The sequence below is a fragment of the Mucilaginibacter sp. P19 genome, from assembly GCF_050632265.1.
Lineage (GTDB): Bacteria > Bacteroidota > Bacteroidia > Sphingobacteriales > Sphingobacteriaceae > Mucilaginibacter > Mucilaginibacter gossypii.
Genome location: NZ_CP192586.1, coordinates 4,127,751 through 4,148,021 on the forward strand (window position 1 = coordinate 4,127,751; position 20,271 = coordinate 4,148,021).

Below are 20,271 nucleotides of genomic sequence, written 5' to 3' on the forward strand. Positions count from 1 at the left end.
TATTGCTTTTTACCATATTTTTATCCACCTGAATGTTTAATGCAATTTAATACAATGGCAGTACGTATAGTATCTATAAAAACCGACAGCGCACCGCACGATAACCCGTATGTGGCCATCGACTCACTTGAATGGATCAACGAGCGGATCAATGTAAAAGGCCTCACCGAAAGGTCGAAACTTTATGACTGGATAAAACATGAGGATGGTGAGGCTTACATTATTGATGACAAAGGCAATAAAACCAGCTTGATCCCTGCTCTTTGTCCCAAGGGCAACAAGTATGTTAAGACCGTTTACGACGAATCGAAACCCGACTATCTGCTCGGCTTACCGGAATGCGCCTGAAAAGTTGCTACCAGTTTTTAAAAGGATAAATGCTCAACCTGGCATTATAATACCGATCATCGCCGGTTACCTCAGTTGTTACCCATGGCGGCAGTTCAAACTCTTCATCCTCGCTGCCAAGTTCAATTTCGGCCATCAGTAAGCCCTGGTTATCGCCTAAAAATTCGTCAACTTCCCAAAGTTTACCGGCATAAGTAATGCGGTAGCGGTATTTTTCCAACTCGGAAGTGGCAAAATTATCAAGCAACTGAACGCCATCGGTTGCGGGAATAGTGTATTCAAACTCGCTCCGGCTAAAACCTGCTGTACTCCCTTTTATAGTGATATATGCTTCTGTATCAGTAACCCGCACCCTAATTGTTTTCTTTTCATCACTAAAAATGTACCCCTGCCTGAAATGCATTGCCTCAGGCTTTGTTACCAGCTGCCATTTCTCCTGATCTACCAAAAATTTACGTTCTATTTCAATTGCCATCAGCTTATATCAGATTTACTTACAATCTGCAATTTTAGCATTATTTAACATTTGGGAGTTGGTAAATATCATATATTTATAATATATCGAACCTATATGCTAATTGCTAAACCTTTTACAAATTTAACCTGCATTGTATTGACTTTGTTTTGCCTTGGCTGTAAACACCGCAACATTGTTAAACATGACGGCGAAAAAGATCTGATCTCATTTAAACCTGTCTTTGGCATCAGCTATACCGAAATTGCGCGGCGTTCACAAAACGGGCTATCATTTAACCATTTTGGTTACCAGTTAGAACCGGAATGGAAAATGCGATTTGTTTCAAATGATTCGACCAGCATCTATAGCCCAACAAAAAAACAGTTCATCAATTTTCCCCTTACCCGTGGTTATGACTCTATTTTTAATACGGCCCGCACCTGGCTCAAAGTTAAAACCATGACAAAAGACAGCATGATCATTGAATTGCTAAAGGCCTATGCAGATTCGGTTGACACTCGCGGCGCTAAAGTTTACATGGTTTTTTATGCGGATAAGTATATAAACAATGTACTTCATGGCGATTTAAGCAAATGCAAAAGCCCGAGTAAAAAAGACTCTGTTTACATACAATCATTAACCAATGCAGCCAATAAAGATTTTACCAAAGCATTTGCCGCAAGACAACCTGTTGAACTCGAAAGCAAAAGCCCGCATGTTACTTTTAGTAAACGCCATACAGAGCCAACCATGCTTAACAACTTCGATACTTCTTATGATTATATGAACCCCGAGTTTGATATTACCATCGATAAAGCCTACAGCAATTTTTACTATTCATTCTCCATGTTTATTGATCCGGCAGGGCAAATACATTATGGAAAACCCCTTACGGTATTTACAGAAAAAAGCTACGAGGAAAATTATATTCACCTCTCTACAGCGGTAATGAACAGTTACCTTAAATACTACCTGAACTTTATTCCCGGTAAAACACTTGGTATAGTGCATACCAGCGAGATAGCCGTTCATGTTACAGGAAACCGGGGCGTGTAGATTTAAGTCACGGGGTTATGTAACCTCCTCATTTTAGCGTTCATAATACGTCATATATTTAACAAATACCTATATGATAACTAACAAACCTATAGCAAAATTAACCTGCATCGTTTTGGCTTTGCTTTGCATGGGCTGCAAACAACGTAACATTGTTAAACACAATGGCGAAAAAGACCTGATTTCCTTTAAACCTGTATTGGGTATCAGCTATACAGAGATAGCGCGCAGATCAGATAATGGGCTGTCATTTAATAACTCCGGTTATCAATTAGAGCCGCAATGGAAAATGCAATTCGTTTCCGATGACTCAACAAAGATTTATAGCCCGGCTAAAAAACAATTCATCAATTTTCCGCTTACCCGCGGATATGATTCTGTTTTTAATACCGCCCGCACCTGGTTAAAAGTTAAAACCATGACTAAGGATAGCATGATCATCGAAATGCTTAAAGCCCGCGGCGATTCGGTTGATACCCGTGGCGCAAAGGTTTATATGGTTTTTTATGCCGATAATTATATTAAAAACACACTTCACGGTGATTTGAGTAAATGTAAAAGCCCAAACCGCAAAGACTCGATATATATAAAGCGATTAGCCGACGTTGCCAACAAAAACATTGAAAAAGCCTTTGCAGCGCGGCAACCGGTCGAGCTTAGCAGCAGCAGCAACCGGATAAAAATAAAAAAACTCCATACCGAGCCAACCATGCTCAACAATTTTAATCCATCCGACTATATGCGACCCGAGTTTGACATTACCATTGATAAAGCCTATGCAAACTTTTACTATTCGTTCTCAATTTTTGTTGACCCCGTGGGGCGGATGCATTATGGTAAACCCCTACGGGTATTTTTCGAAGAAACTCAAAGGGTAAGCAATACCCATCTTTCAAAAGCCGTAATGGAGACTTACCTCAAGTTTTATCTTGATGTAAAGCCGGGCAGTACGCTTGGCATTGTGCATACCAGCGAGATTGCAGTAAACGTTACCGGCAAAAGTAGCTTGTAATGATATCGGTCCATTTTTTAACCATTTATCAAATTATCTATATCTTTAGCAGCAATGCTACTTATCAATTTCAAAATGTTAAAAACGGCAGCATTTGGGCTGCTCTTCATCATATCTGCCTTTATTTCAGGTTGCGGCAGCGGTCCTTCAGGTAAAAAGAAAAGAGAGCTGATCTCCTTTAAACCTTACAATGGCATCAATTATTCCGAAGTATCCAGGCGTCAAAAAAACGGTCTTTCGTTTAACGAATACGGTTATCAATTGGAGCCACAATGGAAGCTAAAATTTGTTTCAGAAGATTCGATAAGCATTTTCAGTCCAACAAAAAATGCTTTTATTAATTTCCCGCTAACACGTGGCTATGATTCAATCTTCAACGCAGCGCGTTCATGGTTAAAGATAAGGCAGATCAATAAGGACAGCATAACCATGGAGATCCTGATCCAGAAAGGGGATTCACTTGATGTTAAAGGCACCAAGGTGTTCATGCGCTTTTTTGCCGATAATTATGTAAAAAACGTTTTGCACACCGATACCACTACATTAAGAAGGCCAAGCCATGCCGATACTGTATTCATCCGTTCGCTTGCCGCTAAAGCAACCGCAGATTATACCAAGGCTTTTGCAGCCAGACAGCCGGCTATTATAACCAGCAAAAGCCCGCTGGTAACAGTGTCCCGCCGCACTACCAAACCGGACATACTTAATAATTTCGACAACTCTGATGACTACCTCGACCCTACTTACGACATTGTGATCAAAAATGCCTATAAGGATTTCTATTTTTCCTTCACCATGTATGTTGATGATAAGGGCAAGTTGTACTACGGCGCCCCGCTTGTTGGATTTAACGGCGACCAGGAAAGAGAGGCTGATTATATCCATACCTCAAAAGCGGTTGTGGACAGCTACTTTAAATTTTACCTTAATGTAAAGCCTGGTACTACCCTGGGCATCATCCACTCAAGCATCGTCTCGGTACATGTTGAGGGCAAGGCCAAAACTGCAGCCAAGTAACAATTGTGCTATTTTTTACAAGTGTATAGCTTTTAGCGTTTAACTTTCGCAAGCGGCTAAAAAAAGCATTTGTAAAAAAGTGTTAAATAAACAGCCGCTAAAAATGCAATACGGCTAAATGTTTATATTAGCCCCTGTTACTTCTTTAACTTATATTGATGATCATACGTCGATTTTTACTCCTATTATGCCTGTTAACCGCATTTGGCGCATCTGTTTTTGCCCAGCAGGATAGCATCCCCCTAACAACCATAATCGAAAAAACAAGCAAGTTTATCAGCAGCTACCCTATCGAGAAAGTTTACCTGCATACAGATAAACCTTATTATGCTGTTGGTGATACCATTTGGTTTAAAGCCTATGTAACCATTGAAAAGCGCCAGCCATCAGCACTAAGCCGTATAGTTTACGTCGACCTGATTAACAACCGCGATTCCGTAGTTGAGAGTCAGCGCATTGCAGTTACAAACGGTTTTGCAAGTGGTAACATTGTGCTTAACGGCGATACTTATAAACAGGGAGCTTACCGCCTGCGAAGCTACACCAACTGGATGCGTAATTTTGACCCGGATTATTTTTATGACCATACTTTTAGTGTTGGCAATGCCATAGATAACCAGGTACGCACCAACATCACTTATAAAAGTTCAAGCAAAAGAACTGGCGTTAAAGTTGATGCCACCATCCTTTACAAAGGGCCGGACAACAGTCCGTATGCCAACAAAAAAGTAAACTGGCAACTGATGAAAAACGGCGACCCCGTAAGCAAAGGCCACGGCGTTACAGACGATAAAGGCGTATTGCAGGTTGACCTGCCCGAAAGCCAGGCCGATGTAATTACCGGCGGTATCCTGGTTACATCCATTGACGTTGGCGACCGTAAAACTATCAGCAGCAGCTTTTCTATGCGTACAGCCGTTAAAGGCTATGATGTGCAGTTTTTTCCGGAAGGAGGGCAGCTAACCAACGGGATCCGCACTAAAGTTGCTTTTAAGGCTATAGCCTCAAGCGGACTGGGCGTAGATATCAAAGGAACCATTGTTGATGATAAAGGCGCTGAGGTTGCCCAGATCAGCAGTGCTCATTTAGGAATGGGCATCTTCGCTATCACTCCTGACATCGAAAGATCGTACAAAGCAAACATTACTTTCCCCGATGGATCACAGGCTACCTATAATTTGCCTCGCGTACAATCAATGGGAATAAATATTGCCGTTTACAACAATGATCCAACCAATCTCACTGTAAAAATATCGGCTAACGATTTGTTTTTTCAGCGCAAACAAAACAAAAGTTTTTACCTGGTAGCGCAAAGCGGCGGTGTTATTTACTATGCAGCGCAAACTGTACTACAAAGCACGGTTTATTCGGCCAATATCCCTAAAAGTAAGTTCCCTACGGGTATTGTGCAGGTAACGTTGTTTTCATCGGGCGGATATGCTCTGTGCGAACGGATTGTGTTTATTCAGCATAACGACCAGATGAACCTGGCCCTTAAAACTGATAAACCATCATACACTACAAGGGGCAACGTTAAGATCACTGTATCGGCAAAAAACAATACAACCCCGGCCGAAGGCAGCTTTTCGGTAGCTGTTGTTGATGATGGTACAGTACCGTCAAATGAAGATGCAGAATCAACCATATTGAGTAATATGCTGCTCACCTCCGATCTGAAAGGATACATCGAAAAACCGAACTATTACTTCAATAAAACCGATGATGAAAAACTGGCCAACCTGGATATTTTGATGCTTACCCAGGGTTACCGTCGTTTTGATTATGAGGATATACTGGCTGACAAAAATCCGCCTATATACCTTATGCCGGAGCAAGGCATTGACATAACAGGAACATTGAGGACCAATGCAGGTCTCCCGGTAGCCAAAGGCAGCTTAAGGTTGCTGATTCCAGATAAAAACTTTTCGGCAGAAACAATTACCGATATGTCGGGCAATTTTAAATTCTCAAACGTGAATGTGCCGGATACATCAAAAATTACACTGAGTGCCCGCAACAATCCTAACGGACGCAACATGGTCATATCGGTTAATGGCGAAGCTTATCAAAAACTGAGCAAAAACAACAACATTCCCGATGAGATCCTGAACATTGACAGTACTTTCCGCCCTTATTTACAAAACAGCTATAAGCAATATCAAAGCTCACGTACCATAAAAGAAGTTGTTGTAAAATCAACCAAGATCGTAAAAAAGCCAGCCATGCTGATTATGGCACGTTCTCAGGTTTACCTATGCAGGCCGATCATGAAGTATCTGCACAGCAATTACAGGGCTGCCCTTTGTTGTTAAACTGTTTATCAACCATGGCAATGGGCCTTACATATATCGACAACAATTTTTACGTTACCCGCGATTACAATGCCGGCGGCCGCACCCCGGTGCAGGTATATGTAGGCAGCCTGCCTGTTGATGCCAACTTTTTATCGAGCATCCCATCGAGCGAGGTCGAATCTGTGGAGATCTTTTTAAATGATGGGGTAAGCGGCATTAACCGTAGTACCCAAACCAAGGGCGTACTGGTGATTAACAAAAAGGTTGTTAAAAAACAAAAGATAACCCTCGCACAATTACAGGAACTTATCCCCAAACAAAATGTGATCACTTTTGCAGTGCAGGGTTACACTAAAGCCAAAGAGTTTTACTCGCCTAAATATGATGTAACCAAAGCAGGCACACTTGGCGGCGACTTACGTAATACTATTTATTGGAAACCTAACGTAATTACCGATAAAGCAACCGGCACTGCAACCATCAGCTTCTTTAACAGCGATCAGCGCGGCTCATACCGTGCTATAATTGAAGGGATTGACGCCGAAGGTAATATCGGCCGAAGTGTGATACATTATAACGTAAAATAAGATACAACCCCGGTTATTATATTTTGAAAACCCTGATCGCTTAAGCAGCAATCAGGGTTTTCCATTTATACCTATTCAGTGTTTTTTTTAAAAGCTTTAAGCCTTGTGCATTCAGCTTTTACCTATTAATAGTTTATATTAGTACAACCAATTAATTTAAACATTATCATCATGAATTTTCAACTTATCAACTGGCTGGCCGTTATGGTTGCAGCATTATCCGCGTTTTTAGTTGGCGGTATCTGGTACTCTCCTGCCCTGTTTGCCAATGCATGGATGGCAGATAATAAACTAACCAGTGCCGAATTACAGGCTTCCAACAAAGGCAGGGCCTTTGGCTTCACAGCTTTCTTTTCAATTATTATGGCTGTTAACCTTGCTATGTTTTTAGCCGATGCAAAAACCGATCTTGCCTGGGGAGCTACAGCAGGTTTCCTTGCCGGTATCTGGACATTCTGCGCTATTGCAATCCACAGCCTTTTTGAGCTCAAAAGCTGGCGGCTGATATTCATAAACGGCGGCTATAGCGTAGTGTCTTTAACCCTGATGGGGTTGATATTAGGTGCCTGGAGATAGGATGATTATTCACTAATAGAAAACGATTTTATGCGAATTACACAAATAGTCAACGAGCGTTAATTCGTGTAATTTATTTACACCCATTAGTGCAATTGGTGTAGATTCAAAATGACATTGATGTTATACATTTTATGAACAATACTGGTGATTTTTAGTTGAACTTTACAGTAGTCAATCCAAAATACATTACCATGGCAAGCACAACAAGTTCATTTGAAAAGACATTCACCATTGGTGGCGACATTACCATTAATCGTTTAGGTTACGGCGCAATGCGTATTACAGGTCCTGGCATCTGGGGACCGCCGAAAGATAAAGACGAAAGCATCCGTGTATTAAAACGCGCTGTCGAGCTGGGCGTAAACTTCATTGATACGGCCGATAGTTATGGGCCAAATGTATCGGAAGAATTAATTGCCAAAGCCCTGCACCCGTACCCTACCGACCTCCTGATAGGTACCAAAGGCGGCTTATTACGTACCGGTCCCAACGAATGGCCTGTGGATGCTTCGCCAAAGCATTTGAAGGAAGCTCTTGAAGGCAGCCTGAAACGCCTCCAGGTTGATCGTATAGATCTGTACCAGCTACACCGCATCGACCCTAAAGTTCCAGCCGAAAAATCATTTGAGTTTTTGCAAAAAGCACAGCAGGAAGGTAAGATCAGGCATATAGGCTTATCTGAAGTAAGCGTCGACGATATCAAGCTGGCCCAGCAATACTTTGAAGTAGTATCAGTACAAAACATGTACAGCGTTGATAACCGCAAATGGGAGGCCGAACTGGAATACACCCGCGATCATAACATCGCCTTCATTCCATGGTTCCCGCTTGGCGGCGGCAACGTACAGGGCGAAGACATATTAAGCCGTATTGCGGCCAAACATGATGCTACCATTCACCAGGTGGCATTAAGCTGGTTATTGCATCATTCGCCAAACATCCTGCTTATCCCCGGCACATCAAGTGTTAAACATTTGGAGGAGAATATGAGAACCGCCGATATTCAGCTGTCAGATGATGATATAGATGTATTGAACAGCCTGTCTGAAGTATAAATAAAACATTTGAAGAGCTAAAATTAAAAGGATGTCATTAATTTGGCATCCTTTTAATTTTGAATCAAATTGAAAAGGATGAACACCGGCAGCTATTATGAAACATTAGTCCTGAATGAAAAGTAAAGAAGAAATACTAAACAACTATAACACTACAGGCAAGGATGGCCTGCCTGAAATATCAGCCGAAGACCTGCTCAACGCCATGGAAGCCTACAAACAACAATGGGCCGAAGCGGCTTTTAATGCAGCAAGGAAACACCGCAACGAAGCTTACGAGTTTGAAACTTTTAATGATTTTATGGCGAGCACCCAGGCTAAGGAACAGGCACAGGATGACTTCGGTGCTATGATAGCCGCGGTAGCTGATAATGTAGTCGCCAATTTTTTGCCGGAAGACAGTTCGGTAAACCAGTTTGATTTTAATTTTACGATGCAGGGCAAGGGTTATACTGCTTTTTATGCCAAAGATGCTCAGGGATACTGGCAAATGAGCAGATGGTCGGAACAGTAGGCAGTGGGCAGTTTTGAATTTGCAGTGAAAATCTGTTTGACATTCTGTGATATTCGCTGTCCGAAGTCTCTGACTTCGAACAGCGGAGCTTCTTTTCGTCATTGCAAACTGTACACTAATAACTGCAAACCGGCTTAAACGTCTGCCACTTTAAAGGGCTTTACATCAACGCTTTCCCATACTTTTTGAGTAACATACGGATCATTTTGTTTCCAGGCTTCCATCTCTTCATCGGTTTCAAACTGTACTATCATGGTTGAGCCTATCATCTTGCCTTCTTCGTTCAGCATAGCTCCTCCTAACACAAAATTACCATTGGCTTTTAAAGCCCTGGCACCATCAAGATGATGAGGGCGGGCACCTAACCGACGTTCAAATGCTTCGGCATCGGTATAATCATAGGCGGTAACGAGGTATTGTTTCATGGATATCTATTTTAATTGGTACTTAAATACATGCCTGCAGCTTTGGCGCCTGCATGTTTTATCAGATCCGAATATCTGCAAAACTATCCCATTAAAATGAATTAAAAATTAAATTAAATTTATAACTGTAAAGTTGACAATTTTTACAATATTTGTTTTCCGAAAAACCAACCTGAATAATGAAGAATAATTTGCACCAGGAATTTATTAAGATCTTTAACAAAGAAGCAGACAACGCGTACTTTTCGCCCGGTCGTGTAAACCTTATTGGCGAACATATTGATTATAACGGTGGTTTGGTTATGCCATGTGCTATTACTTTTGGTACTTATTTACTAACCTCCCTAATGAGGATGGCATCTTCCGGTTCAGGAGTTTAAATTTTAGTGAGCAAAAAGATATTCCGCTGCAAATCAGTTATGAAAAAACCGGTGAAAACTGGTTTAACTTTCCTATCGGTGTTATTGACCGCTTTATAAAGGATGGTCATCCGTTAAAAGGCCTGGATATGCTATTTTATGGCGATATCCCAATTGGCTCAGGTTTGTCATCATCAGCTTCAATCGAGGTGGTTACCTCCTATGCACTTAACGACCTGTTTAACAGCGGCTACAGCAAGCTCGACCTGGTTAAACTGTCAAAAGATGTAGAAAACAACTTTATAGGTGTTAACTGCGGTATCATGGACCAGTTTGCAGTTGCCTTTGGCGAAAAGAACAAAGCCCTGATGCTTAACTGCGATACCCTGGATTACCAGGCGGTTGACAGCAATCTTGGCGATTATGTACTTGCCATTATCAACACTAATAAACCCCGCAAACTGGCCGAATCAAAATACAACGAACGCGTAGAAGAATGCCAGGCAGCCCTAATGGCCTTGCAACAGCAACTGGACATTAAATATCTTTGCGAGATCAATAGCGCTACTTTTGAACAATACAAACACCTGATAACCGATCCGGTTGTGCTGAAACGCGCAAAACACGTAATTGAAGAGAACGACCGTGTAAAACTGGCCGCAACAGCCCTTGCAGATAACAACCTGACCGAATTTGGCAGGCTGATGTACGCCTCACATGATTCCCTGCGCGATTTATATGAAGTAAGCGGTGTTGAACTGGACGCGGTTGCCGAATACAGCAAAACCAACCCTGATGTTGCGGGCGCCCGTATGACGGGAGCAGGTTTTGGCGGTTGTGCTATAGCATTGGTAAAAGGTGATGCTTTCGACAAATTCAGCAAGGAAGTAACCGAATATTACACGCAAAAAATTGGCTATGCACCTTCAGTTTATAGCTCGCTTATTGGCGATGGTGTAGGCGAACTGGCTTCAGTAGCTAACTAACCGCTTTTTTGTATTTTTGCATTTGGTTCATAGTTGATAGTTCATGGTTCATAGCCTGTTATTAAACAAATATTGGCTATGAACTACGGTCTATGAACCATGAACTAAAGAGTATGCGCAAATTAAAATTGGACGAGCTGAACCGGGCTACGGTTGATGAATTTAAAGCACAGGATAAATTGCCGGTAGCAGTAGTGCTGGATAATGTGCGGAGTATGCACAACATCGGCTCTATTTTCCGCACCTCCGATGGTTTTGCAGTTGAACAAATCTGCCTTTGTGGTATTACAGCCCAGCCCCCTCACCGCGAAATTGAAAAAACAGCCCTTGGCGCAACCCAATCAGTAAACTGGACTTATTACGAAACTCCTTTGCAGGCTGTTGAACAATTACGTAACGATGGCTACCAAATCATAGCCATTGAACAAGCCGAAAACAGCACCATGCTTCACGAGTTTAAACCTGCCGAAGATGGCAAATATGCCCTGATTTTTGGCAACGAGGTAAACGGCGTAAGCGACGAAGTAATGCAAGCGATTGACGCCTGTATCGAAATCCCCCAGTTTGGCACCAAGCATTCGTTTAATATTGTAGTATCGGCAGGGATAGTGCTCTGGGATTTTTTTGCCAAAATGGCGATATAGAACCTCACCCAAACCCTCTCCAAAGGAGAGGGCTTAAAAATGCTTCTTAAAGTCTCCCCCTCGGGGGAGATTTAGAGGGGGTTACTTCCTCAGCACATAAAACGACATTTCCTTCCTCGTTACAAAACCGAGCTTTTCATACACTTTAATAGCCCTTTCATTTTCACTTTTCACATGTAGAAATGGAATTTCAGAAGCAGTTTTAATGCGTTTAGCTTGATTTAACAACAACTTTCCGGCATAACCACGCCCCAGATAATCGGGATGTGTACAAACAGCGCTAATCTCGGCATAAGGTGCAGGGTTTAAACGCTGACCGGCCATAGCAACCAACTTATCGCCATCAAATATGCCGTGATAATGTCCAAACTCAATAGTTCGCTCTATAAAGGGACCAGGATTGGTCAATTGGGTAAGTTCAAGCATCTGGGGCACATGTTGAGCTGTAAGCGGTAGCAAATCTTCATCAGCAAAATTAGCAGGTACTTCTCCCTCAAAAACCATCTGCAGGCATTTCAGGTAATGTACTATTTTCCACTGCTCCGGGATCACAATATCGTGCGGGGCAATAAAGATAAAATGGCTCTCAAAAGGAATTATATCGTAAAGCAGGTTAAAATTTTCAGCAGATATTTCAGGAATAGCAACAAAAGGCGAAACCTTCTTCGGGAAATATTTAACTATATTATTACCGCCCGCAAAAGCTTTATTACCGGTGCTAAGGGCGTTCCAGGCCGGGTTATCAAGTACATGTTCCATCAAGGCAAAGCTATTAAAAATACCATGCAGCAGGGTTTGGGCTTGTCATTCAATTTTAATTTATTGCTTACATTAGCTTTATCCATTATAAAACGTTTACAATGAATGCCCTTGCTAAAAAACTGCTGATCAAACCAAATTCACGCTGGTTGTTGCAAAATGCGCCCGCAGGTTACCAGGATAGCTTGTCTCCCCTGCCGGATAATGCCAGCCTTGTATTTAACACCGAAGGCGAATTTAACGGTATCCAGCTATTTGTGACCAACAGTACAGAACTGACATCCGAACTTAAGGTAATCACCCCCTTACTTAAAGACGATACTGTTTTCTGGATTATCTACCCTAAGAAAAGTTCAAGTATCCAAACAGATCTGGAAATGATGAGCAGTTGGGACGCCCCGGCTCTGTACGGCTTACGGCCTGTAGCATCAGCTGCTGTTAACGAAGTATGGACTGCATTACGCTTTCGGCCGGTTGAATCTGTAAAAGTTTCTGAAGGACGAAATGAGGCTGTACGAAATAATGAGTACGGCGATTATATTGACGTGGATAATAAAATAGTAACCCTCCCTGATTACTTAAAAGAAACATTGGAGCAACATCCGGCAACGCTTGACTACTTTCAATCGCTGGCTTACAGCCATAAAAAGGAGTATGTACTTTGGATCCTTACAGCCAAACAGGAAAAAACCCGCCAGGACCGCTTAACTAAAATGGTGGAAATGCTGCAGAATAAAAAGAAGAATCCTTCGGATAAATAGAAAGTTTCAAATGGTTACTAAACAAAAGCGCCCTGCATTTTCAACAAATACAGGGCATTTTTATGTTTAGTTTTATTTACCAGCCAGAGCCTTTTTTAGCATTACCATTTTTGATATGCTCTTCGGCAGTTGCTTTGCCCATGATGGCAGCCATTTTGTTACCTTCACTGTCAGTTCCTGTTGCAATGTACCTGCCCGATTTTACGTCGATAACGGGATTGATCATCGGTACATTTTTAGTTTTTGTTTTCACTGAATAAGCGGTGATGCCACTTCCTTTTTCTGTTGCCATGATAAGTTTCTTTTGTTTTTTAATGTTAACCCCATTTAAACTGAATTGTTTTCAGCACAGGTATAATTGGTTTCTATGCGTAAACATGCATCATTTTTTTTAATTAAAAATAGCTGGGATAAATAATTTGTTAACAGATTTAAGTTTGTGTTAATAACGAATAAACCATCGTATCCTCAAAACGACCGTTATACAAATGATCTTCCTTAAAATAAGCCTCCTGCACAAAATTGTTTTTGAGCAATAATTTAATTGATGCGAAATTCGCCGGACTTACATAAGCTCCTATAGAATGCAGTTTCATCACATTAAAACCATAGTCGATAGCGGCGGTTATTGCCTCCTGCATGAGCCCCTGCCCCTGGTATACCGGGTTTAAAAGGTACCCGATCTCGGCACGGTGACTGTCTTTCTCTATCCGCCAAAAACCTATGCTCCCAATATATTTATTATTGTTTTTCAGGCAGATACACCAGGTAATACCATCGTTTTTGCCAAGCAGGTCTTCTATCACGTCTATCAGCGAAATGGCATCATCAATGGTTTTGTTGATTGGCCGATGAATGTACTGCATCACGGTTTCGTTCGATCTCATTTCAAACAAATCGGCAGCGTCATCACGGGTAAAACGCCTTAATATAAGGCGCTCAGTTACCAAAACAGGAAACGGATTAAAGTTGGGACTAAGCATAAATAATGTTAATAACCGGCTGCAATAGCGGCATTTTAAATAAAACTGTCCGCTTCGCGATACGCTTTAATTAATGCAAGCTCACCTTCTTTTCCTGTTCCGGCTGTGCCATGCTCCATACCCATTACGCCTTTATAGCCTTTATTATAAATGTGTTTGAATATGTTTTTATAATTAACCTCGCCGGTTCCCGGTTCTTTACGGCCGGGGTTATCTCCTATCTGGTAATAGCCTATCTCATCGTAAACCAAATCAAGTGTCGGGATAATATTACCCTGGTTACGTTGAACGTGATACATATCATACAGGATCTTACATGACGGACTTCCCACAGCCTTACAGATGGCATAAGCCTGGTCGGGTGTACGCAGGAACAGATCTGGATTATCACTTAGCGGCTCCAAAACCATAATAACGCCGTGCGGCTCCAGTATAGCAGCTCCCTTTTTTACGGCTTCAATAACATTGCCTGTTTGCACGCCGATAGGGAGTTTCCGCGCAAAATCGCCGGGGACTACAGTAACCAGTTTGCTGCCTATGCGTTTGGCTACCTCAACCGCCTGCTTACAGGAGGCGATGAACTTTTCAACCTGGTCGGCATTGCCTGTTGCCAGCATGTTACTATCGTTGCCCAAGCCTGGCTGCACAAAAACGCCCATTGCCATGCCCAGCTTCGCCAGCGTATCACCTATCTTTTTTTGCTGCTCAACCGGTCGGCCGCTCATGCCGTTATCCTCAATAGCGCGGAAACCTTTATCGTAAGCAAATTTTATCTGGTCGATAAAATCATCGCCTGCATGGCTTTTAAACATGCCGTCATGAATACCATAGTTAAGATTAAAAGGTTTATCGCCGACTACAGCAGCTACTTCTCCTGTAGGTTGAGCGCAACCGGTAAGCGCGGAGGCTTTTAAAACACCTGTGGTAAAAAGTGAAGCCCCGGCCAGTACCGAGCTTTGAACAAAGTTTCTGCGTTTCATGAGGTTTTTTGGGTTGGTTTACTGGCTAAATATAGTCATTGTGACAGTTAATTAAACAGCACAAGGCTTTTTACTATCACAATTAATCGGATTATGCAACCCCTTAAACTTGCCGGCCCGTAATAGTATATAGTCGTTACATTGTAACTATTTCGTGGCGGTAGCCCGGAGTGATTGAACCTTTTAGTATTTTAATTGTCATAACAAAAAAATTAACCACAGTTATGAAATTTCAATTAGGCTTTGTTTCCCTTATCACAATAACGGTTGCCTCTTGCTCGGGCAATCATTCAACAAATGATGCCGACACGGCAATAAAAAAGGAAGACACTGCCATGGCTAATGCACCCGACGCGCCGGCTGTAAATATGGAGTATTGCTTTTATACTACTGAAGGTACCGCCAGCCAGGATACTACAAAAGTTAACCTGCATATTAACGGCAATAAAGTTACCGGCGATATGGACTGGCTGCCCAAAGAAAAAGATGCCCGCAAAGGCAGCCTGATGGGCAATTTAAACGGCAATGTTATTAAAGCCTTATGGACTTACGGGCAGGAAGGCCGCACGGATACGCTGAGCGTAGAGTTTCAGCTAAGGGGTAACCAGCTTGCCCAAAAGCCTTACAGGTACGATCCCAAAACCGGCAAGCAACAAACCAACAGCACAGCTGATTATACAATAATTTACAGCATGAAAAATTGCCGTTAATTTAAACGCAATTTATAAATTAGCTAAAAAATAAAAGGTCAAGAAAATGGAAAAGCGCGAAACCAGTATACTATATCTTGTTTTAGGATTATATAGTTTAATGATAAGCTGGTATTACAATCACAGTGTTATTTTACTTATTATCCATTACATATTTTGGCCTGTTTACCTGATATATGAGCTGTTGATAGGCCACCTTGCCCACGGCATGTGGAAAACCATCCCACTTTCATATTTTAAATAAAGTAAAGCAGTACTCTATAAAACAGAAAAACCACCCTAAAATCATACCAGGGTGGTTTTTCCTTTTTTATTAAACCTTTTCAACCACGACAGCGGTACCGTAAGCAAGCACTTCTGTAACGCCCTGCATTACTTCGTTGGCATCATAACGCATGTTAATAATGGCATTGGCACCAATAGCCTGCGCGTGCTGAATTAAAAGCTGGTAAGCCTCTTCGCGTGCGTTTTCGCACAGTTCAACATAAATTGAAAGCCTGCCGCCAAACAGCGATTGAAAACCGCCGGCAATATTGCCCAAGGCGCTGCGGCTGCGCACCGTAATGCCGCGTACAACGCCTAAATGCCTGGTAACCCTGTAGCCATCTAAGGCTGTACTGGTAGTAATAAGTGATGTATCCATTTTTAGTTTAAGTTTGTTAGCCAGCAATTTAACCGGCCTGATTTTTATTTAGATGTAGTATGGTTAACGATATTACGTAAATATCTGTTTTTATTTTTTGAGATCAATGGTTGTGATCAGAGATTAGTGGCTGGAGGTTAGAGATTAGTTTCTTTGCATATACAATCGCTAATGATATCTGAATTAAGAGCAAATCCTAAAATCCGTTTAATCCAGGTCAGAAACATAGCCGGTATCCGCTATTAACCAACGCAAACTCCGTTTTCAATTTAAGTAATCGAAGCAAACTACCCATGCTCCTTAAACCACCAACCATGATCTATGAACTATAAACCATGGTCTATAGACCATCGACTATGGACTAAAAAACGTACCTTCGCCAAAAAATTAAAATAGATGCCTGATAAAATTAAAGCTGTTTTTTTAGATCGTGATGGTGTGTTAAACCAGGAAATGGGTGATTACGTTCGCCGTTTTGAGGATTTCCATGTACTTGATAACTTTGATGCCCTTAAAACCCTGCAGGATCGCGGCTATATGCTGCTTGTTGCTACCAACCAGGGTGGTTTGGCCAAAGGCTGGTATACCGAAGAGGAACTGGCAAAAATGCACGCTCACCTGAAACAGGTTTATCATGAACACGGCGTTGAACTTACCGACTTTTTTACTGCCCGCATCACCCCAACTTTACCGGCGACTGCGATTGCCGCAAACCAAAACCGGGGCTCCTGCTGCAAGGCATAGCTAAATATAACATTGATCCGTCAAAATCTTACTTTATAGGCGACCGTGAACGCGATGTTGAAGCGGGAACTGCTGCCGGGGTAAAAGGCATCCTGATTGACAGCGACCAGCCGATCAGTACGGTGCTGGATCTGATACTGTAAAAGCAAAAACATATGTCATTGCGAGCGTAGCGCGGCAATCTCGTAGCCAATGCATTTCCGATCTGCTTGGCTACGAGATTGCTCTCGTCGTTCCTCCTCGCAATGACATAAAAATAAAGCCCTTTCCCTAAAACATTTTCTTCTCTCCCGCTTTTTACAAATATTTATATTATCCTATGCAAAAAAGCCGCTACTTAAAAAACCTTGATGCTGTAATAGCCGCCTTAATCGGCTGGTTTATATTAAGCTTGTTTTTCAGGTATAGCGGTGTAGGAGTTTCTCCGGATAGTATCATGTATACCAGCGCGGCCAGGAGCTTTAAAGACCACGGTACCCTGCTAACGTTTAACCATGTACCTATTGTTGACTTTCCGGTTTTCTATCCTATTTATCTTGGTATAATTTCAGTTATCACCCAGATAGATCCTGTTAAGTTTGGCGCAATGTTGAATGGCATCATGTTCGCCACACTCATTTTCACCAGCGGCTGGATCATGGAACACTTTGTACCTGCCTCAAGAATTTATAAATGGCTGATGCTGGCGGCAATTATCCTCAGTCCACCGTTGTTACAGGTATATTCATACTTATGGTCGGAGACCTTGTTCATTCTTGAGATCCTGTTTTTTTTGGTTGCTTTCCGCGAATACCTTTTAAAACACACGCTTAAAGCACTTATAGTGGCAGCCGTTATAGCAGCAATAAGTTGCATAACCAGGTATGCGGCAGTTACCATTGTAGGTACAGGCGGTTTACTTTTGCTATTGGACAGGGTATTGCCCCTTAAAAAGAAGATTACCCATATCATTGTTTACGGGCTAATTTGTATCTCGCTATTGGTAAGTAACCTCGTATTCAATGCTTTTGTGACAGGTACAACAACCGGTCCGCGGGAGCCATCTATCACTCCGTTTAGCAAAAACCTGTATTACTTCGGCACCGTAATGTGCGACTGGATGGGTCTCACTCCCAATCAATACTGGGCTGCTACACCTATAGCTATTATTATTTTCCTGGGCTTTATCGCTGCCCTGGCATTTAATTATTATCGCCGCAAGCTGGATAGCTTTGAAAATTTGGCCATTACTTTCGCATTGGTTTACGGGGCTTTTATTGTGCTCTCATCTACTTTCTCAAGGTATGAACGGATCAATCACCGCCTGTTATCGCCATTGTACATTTCGGCTTTATGGGGATATACCAGTTGGGCTTTGCTCCTGCTGAAAAAAATAAACAATACCACTACCCGGCGCATTATCGGTGCTGTAATGATTATGCTGATGCTGGGTTTTATCACCAGCGAATTTTTGATAGATAAAGCCCGGTACAACGACCAGGTAGCCGACGAATACGGTAACCCCGGCTATACCGACGAAAGCTGGATAGATTCGGAATTTGCAGCCTATTTAAGGGGTACAGACCACAGCCTGTTTAAACCCGGCGTCAAAATCTATACCGACGCGCATGAAGCCGTTTACTTTTTCTCGGGCATGTCATCATACCTGGTGCCGCACCGTTTCTTTACTAAGGATATCGATAAGTTTTATAAGGTGAAACATTATTATCTTATTTGGTTTAATGTATTGGAGAACCCTGAACTGATCAACCTGAAGGATATTCAAAAAGTTAAAAACCTTAAAAAGATCAAGGATTTTGGCGAAGAAGGGGCGATTTATGAATATAAGTCTGAACCATGATTTATAGGATTTTAGGATTACCATGAATTCCATTCCCACCGTTATTGGTGATGACACGCTCCCGCCATTGTTGGTGTTGTCACCAACAACTTGTTCCCGTATCTTTTTATGAACCTATAAGGCCGCTATGCATAGCGTAAAAGTTGTAGGTGACAACACCAACAACGGCAAAAGTGATGACAAGCTGACCACAAGTTTAATATTTTAACAAATCTTTTGCCGTAACCCCCTATCTAAATCAAGTAATTGACAGCTAGTAACTTAATTTCGAATATTCAAATTTATCTTAACCCTGTTAACCCCCTCTCATTGCAATCTGCGGTTGCTGTTGTCACCAACAACGGCAAAGGTTAACAAAATTAAATTCTAAAAGCTCGTTCAATCGGACATAAAACTTCTTGAAAATTTCACGCACCCGTATACTTTTTTACATTAAATTTTGATTTAAAAAACATCTGTCTATATTTGCACCGCTAATCTATAGTTTTACTATATAAAAAATGAACGGTATCGCACTACATCATCTTCATCTGCATCACCACCATGTGGTGATCAGCTAATATGTATGTTTCTACGCGAAATAACAACCTCCGTTTATATTCTTTTTTATCATAGTCTCTTAAATTCAATCTTTTGAAAACACTTAAAATAGCTATCCAAAAATCGGGTAGGCTCAACGAAAAATCTGTTGAATTATTAAAAAATTGCGGCTTAAACTTTGAAAACTACAAAAGCTCGCTTATCTCTCCGGTATCCAATTTCCCTTTAGAGATCCTTTTCCTCCGTGATGATGATATCCCTGAATATGTGCAGGATGGTATTGCCGATTTAGGTATCGTAGGCGAAAATGTGATCCAGGAAACCGAAGTTGAAGTAAGCTATCTGCAGCGCCTTGGTTTTGGTAAATGCTCGCTCAAGATAGCAGTGCCCAACAACAGCGATATCAACTCACTGGCCGATTTACACGGCAAAGCAATTGCTACCACCTACCCTGCCATTTTAGGCAAGTTTTTAAAACAACAAAATATTACTTCAGATATCCGCACCATTTCCGGTTCGGTTGAAATATCACCAGGCTTAGGTCTTAGCGACGCCATTTGCGATTTGGTATCAACAGGCGGTACCCTTAAAAGCAACGGACTGAAACCTTTTGCCGATGTAATGTCATCTGAAGCGGTACTGATAGGCAGCAAGGCCATTGCCGAAAGCGACCTTGTGCAGGAACTGATCCAGCGTATTCAATCAGTTTTACGCGCTAAAGAAACTAAATACGTGGTACTTAACGTTGAGAAAAAAACCTCGATGCCGTTATTGCTTTATTGCCGGGCGTAAAAAGCCCGTCGGTAGTACCATTGGCCGAAGATGGCTGGGTAGCAGTACACACCGTAATTCCCGAACGTGATTTTTGGAACCGTATAAGCCAGCTTAAACAGGCCGGCGCGCAAGGCATTGTAGTAATGCCTATTGAGAAGATCATTTTATAGTAGTTGGCAGTGGCTGTTGGCAGTTTGCACTATG

24 protein-coding genes and 2 pseudogenes are annotated in these 20,271 nt (G+C 41.9%); 19 read left to right on the forward strand and 7 right to left on the reverse strand.

The window, feature by feature from the left end; all coding sequences use genetic code 11:
* Window positions 1–54: 54 nt before the first annotated feature.
* Window positions 55–348, forward strand: coding sequence for a hypothetical protein (locus ACQ86K_RS19945; RefSeq protein ID WP_129569773.1), 294 nt, complete (start codon window positions 55–57; stop codon window positions 346–348).
* Between the two features lie 7 nt (window positions 349–355).
* Here the strand turns inward: ACQ86K_RS19945 and ACQ86K_RS19950 are convergent, their stop codons facing one another.
* Complete coding sequence (locus tag ACQ86K_RS19950) at window positions 356–823, reverse strand: CYTH domain-containing protein (protein WP_091162366.1); 468 nt, start codon at window positions 821–823, stop codon at window positions 356–358.
* Window positions 824–919: 96 nt separating this feature from the next.
* On the opposite strand from ACQ86K_RS19950, the gene ACQ86K_RS19955 reads away from it, so the two are divergent.
* The 8 genes from ACQ86K_RS19955 to ACQ86K_RS19990 all read left to right on the forward strand — a co-directional run bounded on the left by ACQ86K_RS19955 (window position 920) and on the right by ACQ86K_RS19990 (window position 8,919).
* The gene (locus ACQ86K_RS19955; RefSeq protein ID WP_091162364.1) at window positions 920–1,861 is read left to right on the forward strand and encodes a hypothetical protein; all 942 of its coding nucleotides are present in this window, start codon (window positions 920–922) and stop codon (window positions 1,859–1,861) included.
* Between the two features lie 73 nt (window positions 1,862–1,934).
* The gene (locus ACQ86K_RS19960; RefSeq protein WP_091162362.1) at window positions 1,935–2,873 is read left to right on the forward strand and encodes a hypothetical protein; all 939 of its coding nucleotides are present in this window, start codon (window positions 1,935–1,937) and stop codon (window positions 2,871–2,873) included.
* A 75-nt stretch (window positions 2,874–2,948) separates the two neighbouring features.
* Complete coding sequence (locus tag ACQ86K_RS19965; protein ID WP_143020663.1) at window positions 2,949–3,890, forward strand: hypothetical protein; 942 nt, start codon at window positions 2,949–2,951, stop codon at window positions 3,888–3,890.
* Between the two features lie 158 nt (window positions 3,891–4,048).
* On the forward strand, window positions 4,049–6,202 hold the full coding sequence (locus ACQ86K_RS19970; RefSeq protein ID WP_431198619.1) for a carboxypeptidase regulatory-like domain-containing protein: 2,154 nt from the start codon (window positions 4,049–4,051) through the stop codon (window positions 6,200–6,202).
* Window positions 6,145–6,771: a hypothetical protein gene (locus ACQ86K_RS19975; RefSeq protein ID WP_431198620.1), complete on the forward strand. Its 627-nt coding sequence runs from the start codon at window positions 6,145–6,147 to the stop codon at window positions 6,769–6,771. Before ACQ86K_RS19970 ends, ACQ86K_RS19975 begins: the two co-directional genes overlap by 58 nt.
* A 171-nt stretch (window positions 6,772–6,942) precedes the next feature.
* The gene (locus ACQ86K_RS19980) at window positions 6,943–7,347 is read left to right on the forward strand and encodes a DUF1761 domain-containing protein (protein ID WP_091162357.1); all 405 of its coding nucleotides are present in this window, start codon (window positions 6,943–6,945) and stop codon (window positions 7,345–7,347) included.
* A 194-nt stretch (window positions 7,348–7,541) separates the two neighbouring features.
* Entirely contained in the window at window positions 7,542–8,405 is an 864-nt protein-coding gene (locus tag ACQ86K_RS19985) for an aldo/keto reductase (protein WP_091162355.1), read from the forward strand.
* A 115-nt stretch (window positions 8,406–8,520) separates the two neighbouring features.
* Entirely contained in the window at window positions 8,521–8,919 is a 399-nt protein-coding gene (locus tag ACQ86K_RS19990) for a hypothetical protein (RefSeq protein ID WP_091162353.1), read from the forward strand.
* A gap of 134 nt (window positions 8,920–9,053) precedes the next feature.
* On the opposite strand, the gene ACQ86K_RS19995 is transcribed toward ACQ86K_RS19990, so the two are convergent.
* Window positions 9,054–9,344, reverse strand: a complete 291-nt coding sequence (locus ACQ86K_RS19995; protein WP_091162351.1) for a YciI family protein — start codon at window positions 9,342–9,344, stop codon at window positions 9,054–9,056.
* A gap of 179 nt (window positions 9,345–9,523) precedes the next feature.
* On the opposite strand from ACQ86K_RS19995, the gene ACQ86K_RS20000 reads away from it, so the two are divergent.
* From ACQ86K_RS20000 to ACQ86K_RS20010, 3 genes are all read left to right on the forward strand, one after another.
* A complete protein-coding gene (locus ACQ86K_RS20000; protein ID WP_431198621.1) occupies window positions 9,524–9,724 on the forward strand; it encodes a galactokinase family protein in 201 nt (66 codons plus the stop codon).
* The gene (locus tag ACQ86K_RS20005) at window positions 9,652–10,689 is read left to right on the forward strand and encodes a galactokinase (RefSeq protein ID WP_431198622.1); all 1,038 of its coding nucleotides are present in this window, start codon (window positions 9,652–9,654) and stop codon (window positions 10,687–10,689) included. The genes ACQ86K_RS20000 and ACQ86K_RS20005 overlap by 73 nt, the downstream gene beginning before the upstream one ends.
* Before the next feature lie 113 nt (window positions 10,690–10,802).
* Window positions 10,803–11,333 (forward strand): RNA methyltransferase, encoded by a 531-nt coding sequence (locus tag ACQ86K_RS20010; protein ID WP_091162906.1) that lies wholly within the window; start codon window positions 10,803–10,805, stop codon window positions 11,331–11,333.
* 81 nt (window positions 11,334–11,414) lie between these two features.
* Here ACQ86K_RS20010 and ACQ86K_RS20015 read toward each other — a convergent pair whose 3' ends face one another.
* On the reverse strand, window positions 11,415–12,092 hold the full coding sequence (locus tag ACQ86K_RS20015; RefSeq protein WP_091162347.1) for a GNAT family N-acetyltransferase: 678 nt from the start codon (window positions 12,090–12,092) through the stop codon (window positions 11,415–11,417).
* A gap of 101 nt (window positions 12,093–12,193) precedes the next feature.
* Here ACQ86K_RS20015 and ACQ86K_RS20020 point away from each other — a divergent pair, with 101 nt between their 5' ends.
* On the forward strand, window positions 12,194–12,853 hold the full coding sequence (locus ACQ86K_RS20020; protein ID WP_091162345.1) for a YdeI/OmpD-associated family protein: 660 nt from the start codon (window positions 12,194–12,196) through the stop codon (window positions 12,851–12,853).
* Between the two features lie 76 nt (window positions 12,854–12,929).
* On the opposite strand, the gene ACQ86K_RS20025 is transcribed toward ACQ86K_RS20020, so the two are convergent.
* From ACQ86K_RS20025 to ACQ86K_RS20035, 3 genes are all read right to left on the reverse strand, one after another.
* Window positions 12,930–13,145: a hypothetical protein gene (locus ACQ86K_RS20025; RefSeq protein WP_090526601.1), complete on the reverse strand. Its 216-nt coding sequence runs from the start codon at window positions 13,143–13,145 to the stop codon at window positions 12,930–12,932.
* Between the two features lie 139 nt (window positions 13,146–13,284).
* Window positions 13,285–13,836, reverse strand: coding sequence for a GNAT family N-acetyltransferase (locus ACQ86K_RS20030; protein ID WP_091162342.1), 552 nt, complete (start codon window positions 13,834–13,836; stop codon window positions 13,285–13,287).
* Between the two features lie 35 nt (window positions 13,837–13,871).
* Window positions 13,872–14,816: a hydroxypyruvate isomerase family protein gene (locus ACQ86K_RS20035; protein ID WP_091162340.1), complete on the reverse strand. Its 945-nt coding sequence runs from the start codon at window positions 14,814–14,816 to the stop codon at window positions 13,872–13,874.
* 224 nt (window positions 14,817–15,040) lie between these two features.
* Here ACQ86K_RS20035 and ACQ86K_RS20040 point away from each other — a divergent pair, with 224 nt between their 5' ends.
* Together ACQ86K_RS20040 and ACQ86K_RS20045 are read left to right on the forward strand one after the other, a co-directional pair.
* Window positions 15,041–15,526, forward strand: a complete 486-nt coding sequence (locus tag ACQ86K_RS20040) for a hypothetical protein (protein ID WP_091162338.1) — start codon at window positions 15,041–15,043, stop codon at window positions 15,524–15,526.
* Between the two features lie 46 nt (window positions 15,527–15,572).
* Entirely contained in the window at window positions 15,573–15,770 is a 198-nt protein-coding gene (locus tag ACQ86K_RS20045) for a hypothetical protein (RefSeq protein ID WP_090526592.1), read from the forward strand.
* Between the two features lie 69 nt (window positions 15,771–15,839).
* Here ACQ86K_RS20045 and ACQ86K_RS20050 read toward each other — a convergent pair whose 3' ends face one another.
* Window positions 15,840–16,169 (reverse strand): YbjQ family protein, encoded by a 330-nt coding sequence (locus ACQ86K_RS20050; RefSeq protein WP_090526590.1) that lies wholly within the window; start codon window positions 16,167–16,169, stop codon window positions 15,840–15,842.
* Between the two features lie 453 nt (window positions 16,170–16,622).
* Between ACQ86K_RS20050 and ACQ86K_RS20055 the strand changes: the two genes are divergently transcribed.
* The 4 genes and pseudogenes from ACQ86K_RS20055 to hisG all read left to right on the forward strand — a co-directional run bounded on the left by ACQ86K_RS20055 (window position 16,623) and on the right by hisG (window position 20,237).
* Entirely contained in the window at window positions 16,623–16,913 is a 291-nt protein-coding gene (locus ACQ86K_RS20055) for a hypothetical protein (protein WP_431200896.1), read from the forward strand.
* Window positions 16,892–17,056: pseudogene (locus ACQ86K_RS20060) on the forward strand (HAD hydrolase-like protein); the annotation flags it as partial. The gene ACQ86K_RS20055 and the pseudogene ACQ86K_RS20060, both read left to right, overlap by 22 nt.
* 176 nt (window positions 17,057–17,232) lie before the next feature.
* Window positions 17,233–18,753: a hypothetical protein gene (locus tag ACQ86K_RS20065; RefSeq protein WP_091162335.1), complete on the forward strand. Its 1,521-nt coding sequence runs from the start codon at window positions 17,233–17,235 to the stop codon at window positions 18,751–18,753.
* Between the two features lie 633 nt (window positions 18,754–19,386).
* A pseudogene (gene hisG, locus ACQ86K_RS20070) lies at window positions 19,387–20,237 on the forward strand (ATP phosphoribosyltransferase).
* Window positions 20,238–20,271 lie beyond the last annotated feature (34 nt).

Excerpts from the sequence above, each read along its gene's own strand:
- ACQ86K_RS19960 (WP_091162362.1), top strand. The coding sequence starts at position 1,935 with ATGATAACTAACAAACCTATAGCAAAATTAACCTGCATCGTTTTGGCT.
- ACQ86K_RS20055 (WP_431200896.1), top strand. The coding sequence starts at position 16,623 with ATGGGTGATTACGTTCGCCGTTTTGAGGATTTCCATGTACTTGATAAC.
- ACQ86K_RS19975 (WP_431198620.1), top strand. The coding sequence starts at position 6,145 with ATGCAGGCCGATCATGAAGTATCTGCACAGCAATTACAGGGCTGCCCT.
- ACQ86K_RS20065 (WP_091162335.1), top strand. The coding sequence starts at position 17,233 with ATGCAAAAAAGCCGCTACTTAAAAAACCTTGATGCTGTAATAGCCGCC.
- ACQ86K_RS19970 (WP_431198619.1), top strand. The coding sequence starts at position 4,049 with ATGATCATACGTCGATTTTTACTCCTATTATGCCTGTTAACCGCATTT.
- ACQ86K_RS20015 (WP_091162347.1), bottom strand. The coding sequence starts at position 12,092 with ATGGAACATGTACTTGATAACCCGGCCTGGAACGCCCTTAGCACCGGT.
- ACQ86K_RS19950 (WP_091162366.1), bottom strand. The coding sequence starts at position 823 with ATGGCAATTGAAATAGAACGTAAATTTTTGGTAGATCAGGAGAAATGG.
- ACQ86K_RS20010 (WP_091162906.1), top strand. The coding sequence starts at position 10,803 with ATGCGCAAATTAAAATTGGACGAGCTGAACCGGGCTACGGTTGATGAA.
- ACQ86K_RS20005 (WP_431198622.1), top strand. The coding sequence starts at position 9,652 with ATGTGCTATTACTTTTGGTACTTATTTACTAACCTCCCTAATGAGGAT.
- ACQ86K_RS19985 (WP_091162355.1), top strand. The coding sequence starts at position 7,542 with ATGGCAAGCACAACAAGTTCATTTGAAAAGACATTCACCATTGGTGGC.
- ACQ86K_RS20000 (WP_431198621.1), top strand. The coding sequence starts at position 9,524 with ATGAAGAATAATTTGCACCAGGAATTTATTAAGATCTTTAACAAAGAA.
- ACQ86K_RS19965 (WP_143020663.1), top strand. The coding sequence starts at position 2,949 with ATGTTAAAAACGGCAGCATTTGGGCTGCTCTTCATCATATCTGCCTTT.
- ACQ86K_RS19990 (WP_091162353.1), top strand. The coding sequence starts at position 8,521 with ATGAAAAGTAAAGAAGAAATACTAAACAACTATAACACTACAGGCAAG.
- ACQ86K_RS20035 (WP_091162340.1), bottom strand. The coding sequence starts at position 14,816 with ATGAAACGCAGAAACTTTGTTCAAAGCTCGGTACTGGCCGGGGCTTCA.
- ACQ86K_RS19980 (WP_091162357.1), top strand. The coding sequence starts at position 6,943 with ATGAATTTTCAACTTATCAACTGGCTGGCCGTTATGGTTGCAGCATTA.
- ACQ86K_RS19945 (WP_129569773.1), top strand. The coding sequence starts at position 55 with ATGGCAGTACGTATAGTATCTATAAAAACCGACAGCGCACCGCACGAT.
- ACQ86K_RS20030 (WP_091162342.1), bottom strand. The coding sequence starts at position 13,836 with ATGCTTAGTCCCAACTTTAATCCGTTTCCTGTTTTGGTAACTGAGCGC.
- ACQ86K_RS20050 (WP_090526590.1), bottom strand. The coding sequence starts at position 16,169 with ATGGATACATCACTTATTACTACCAGTACAGCCTTAGATGGCTACAGG.
- ACQ86K_RS20020 (WP_091162345.1), top strand. The coding sequence starts at position 12,194 with ATGAATGCCCTTGCTAAAAAACTGCTGATCAAACCAAATTCACGCTGG.
- ACQ86K_RS19955 (WP_091162364.1), top strand. The coding sequence starts at position 920 with ATGCTAATTGCTAAACCTTTTACAAATTTAACCTGCATTGTATTGACT.
- ACQ86K_RS20025 (WP_090526601.1), bottom strand. The coding sequence starts at position 13,145 with ATGGCAACAGAAAAAGGAAGTGGCATCACCGCTTATTCAGTGAAAACA.
- ACQ86K_RS20040 (WP_091162338.1), top strand. The coding sequence starts at position 15,041 with ATGAAATTTCAATTAGGCTTTGTTTCCCTTATCACAATAACGGTTGCC.
- ACQ86K_RS20045 (WP_090526592.1), top strand. The coding sequence starts at position 15,573 with ATGGAAAAGCGCGAAACCAGTATACTATATCTTGTTTTAGGATTATAT.
- ACQ86K_RS19995 (WP_091162351.1), bottom strand. The coding sequence starts at position 9,344 with ATGAAACAATACCTCGTTACCGCCTATGATTATACCGATGCCGAAGCA.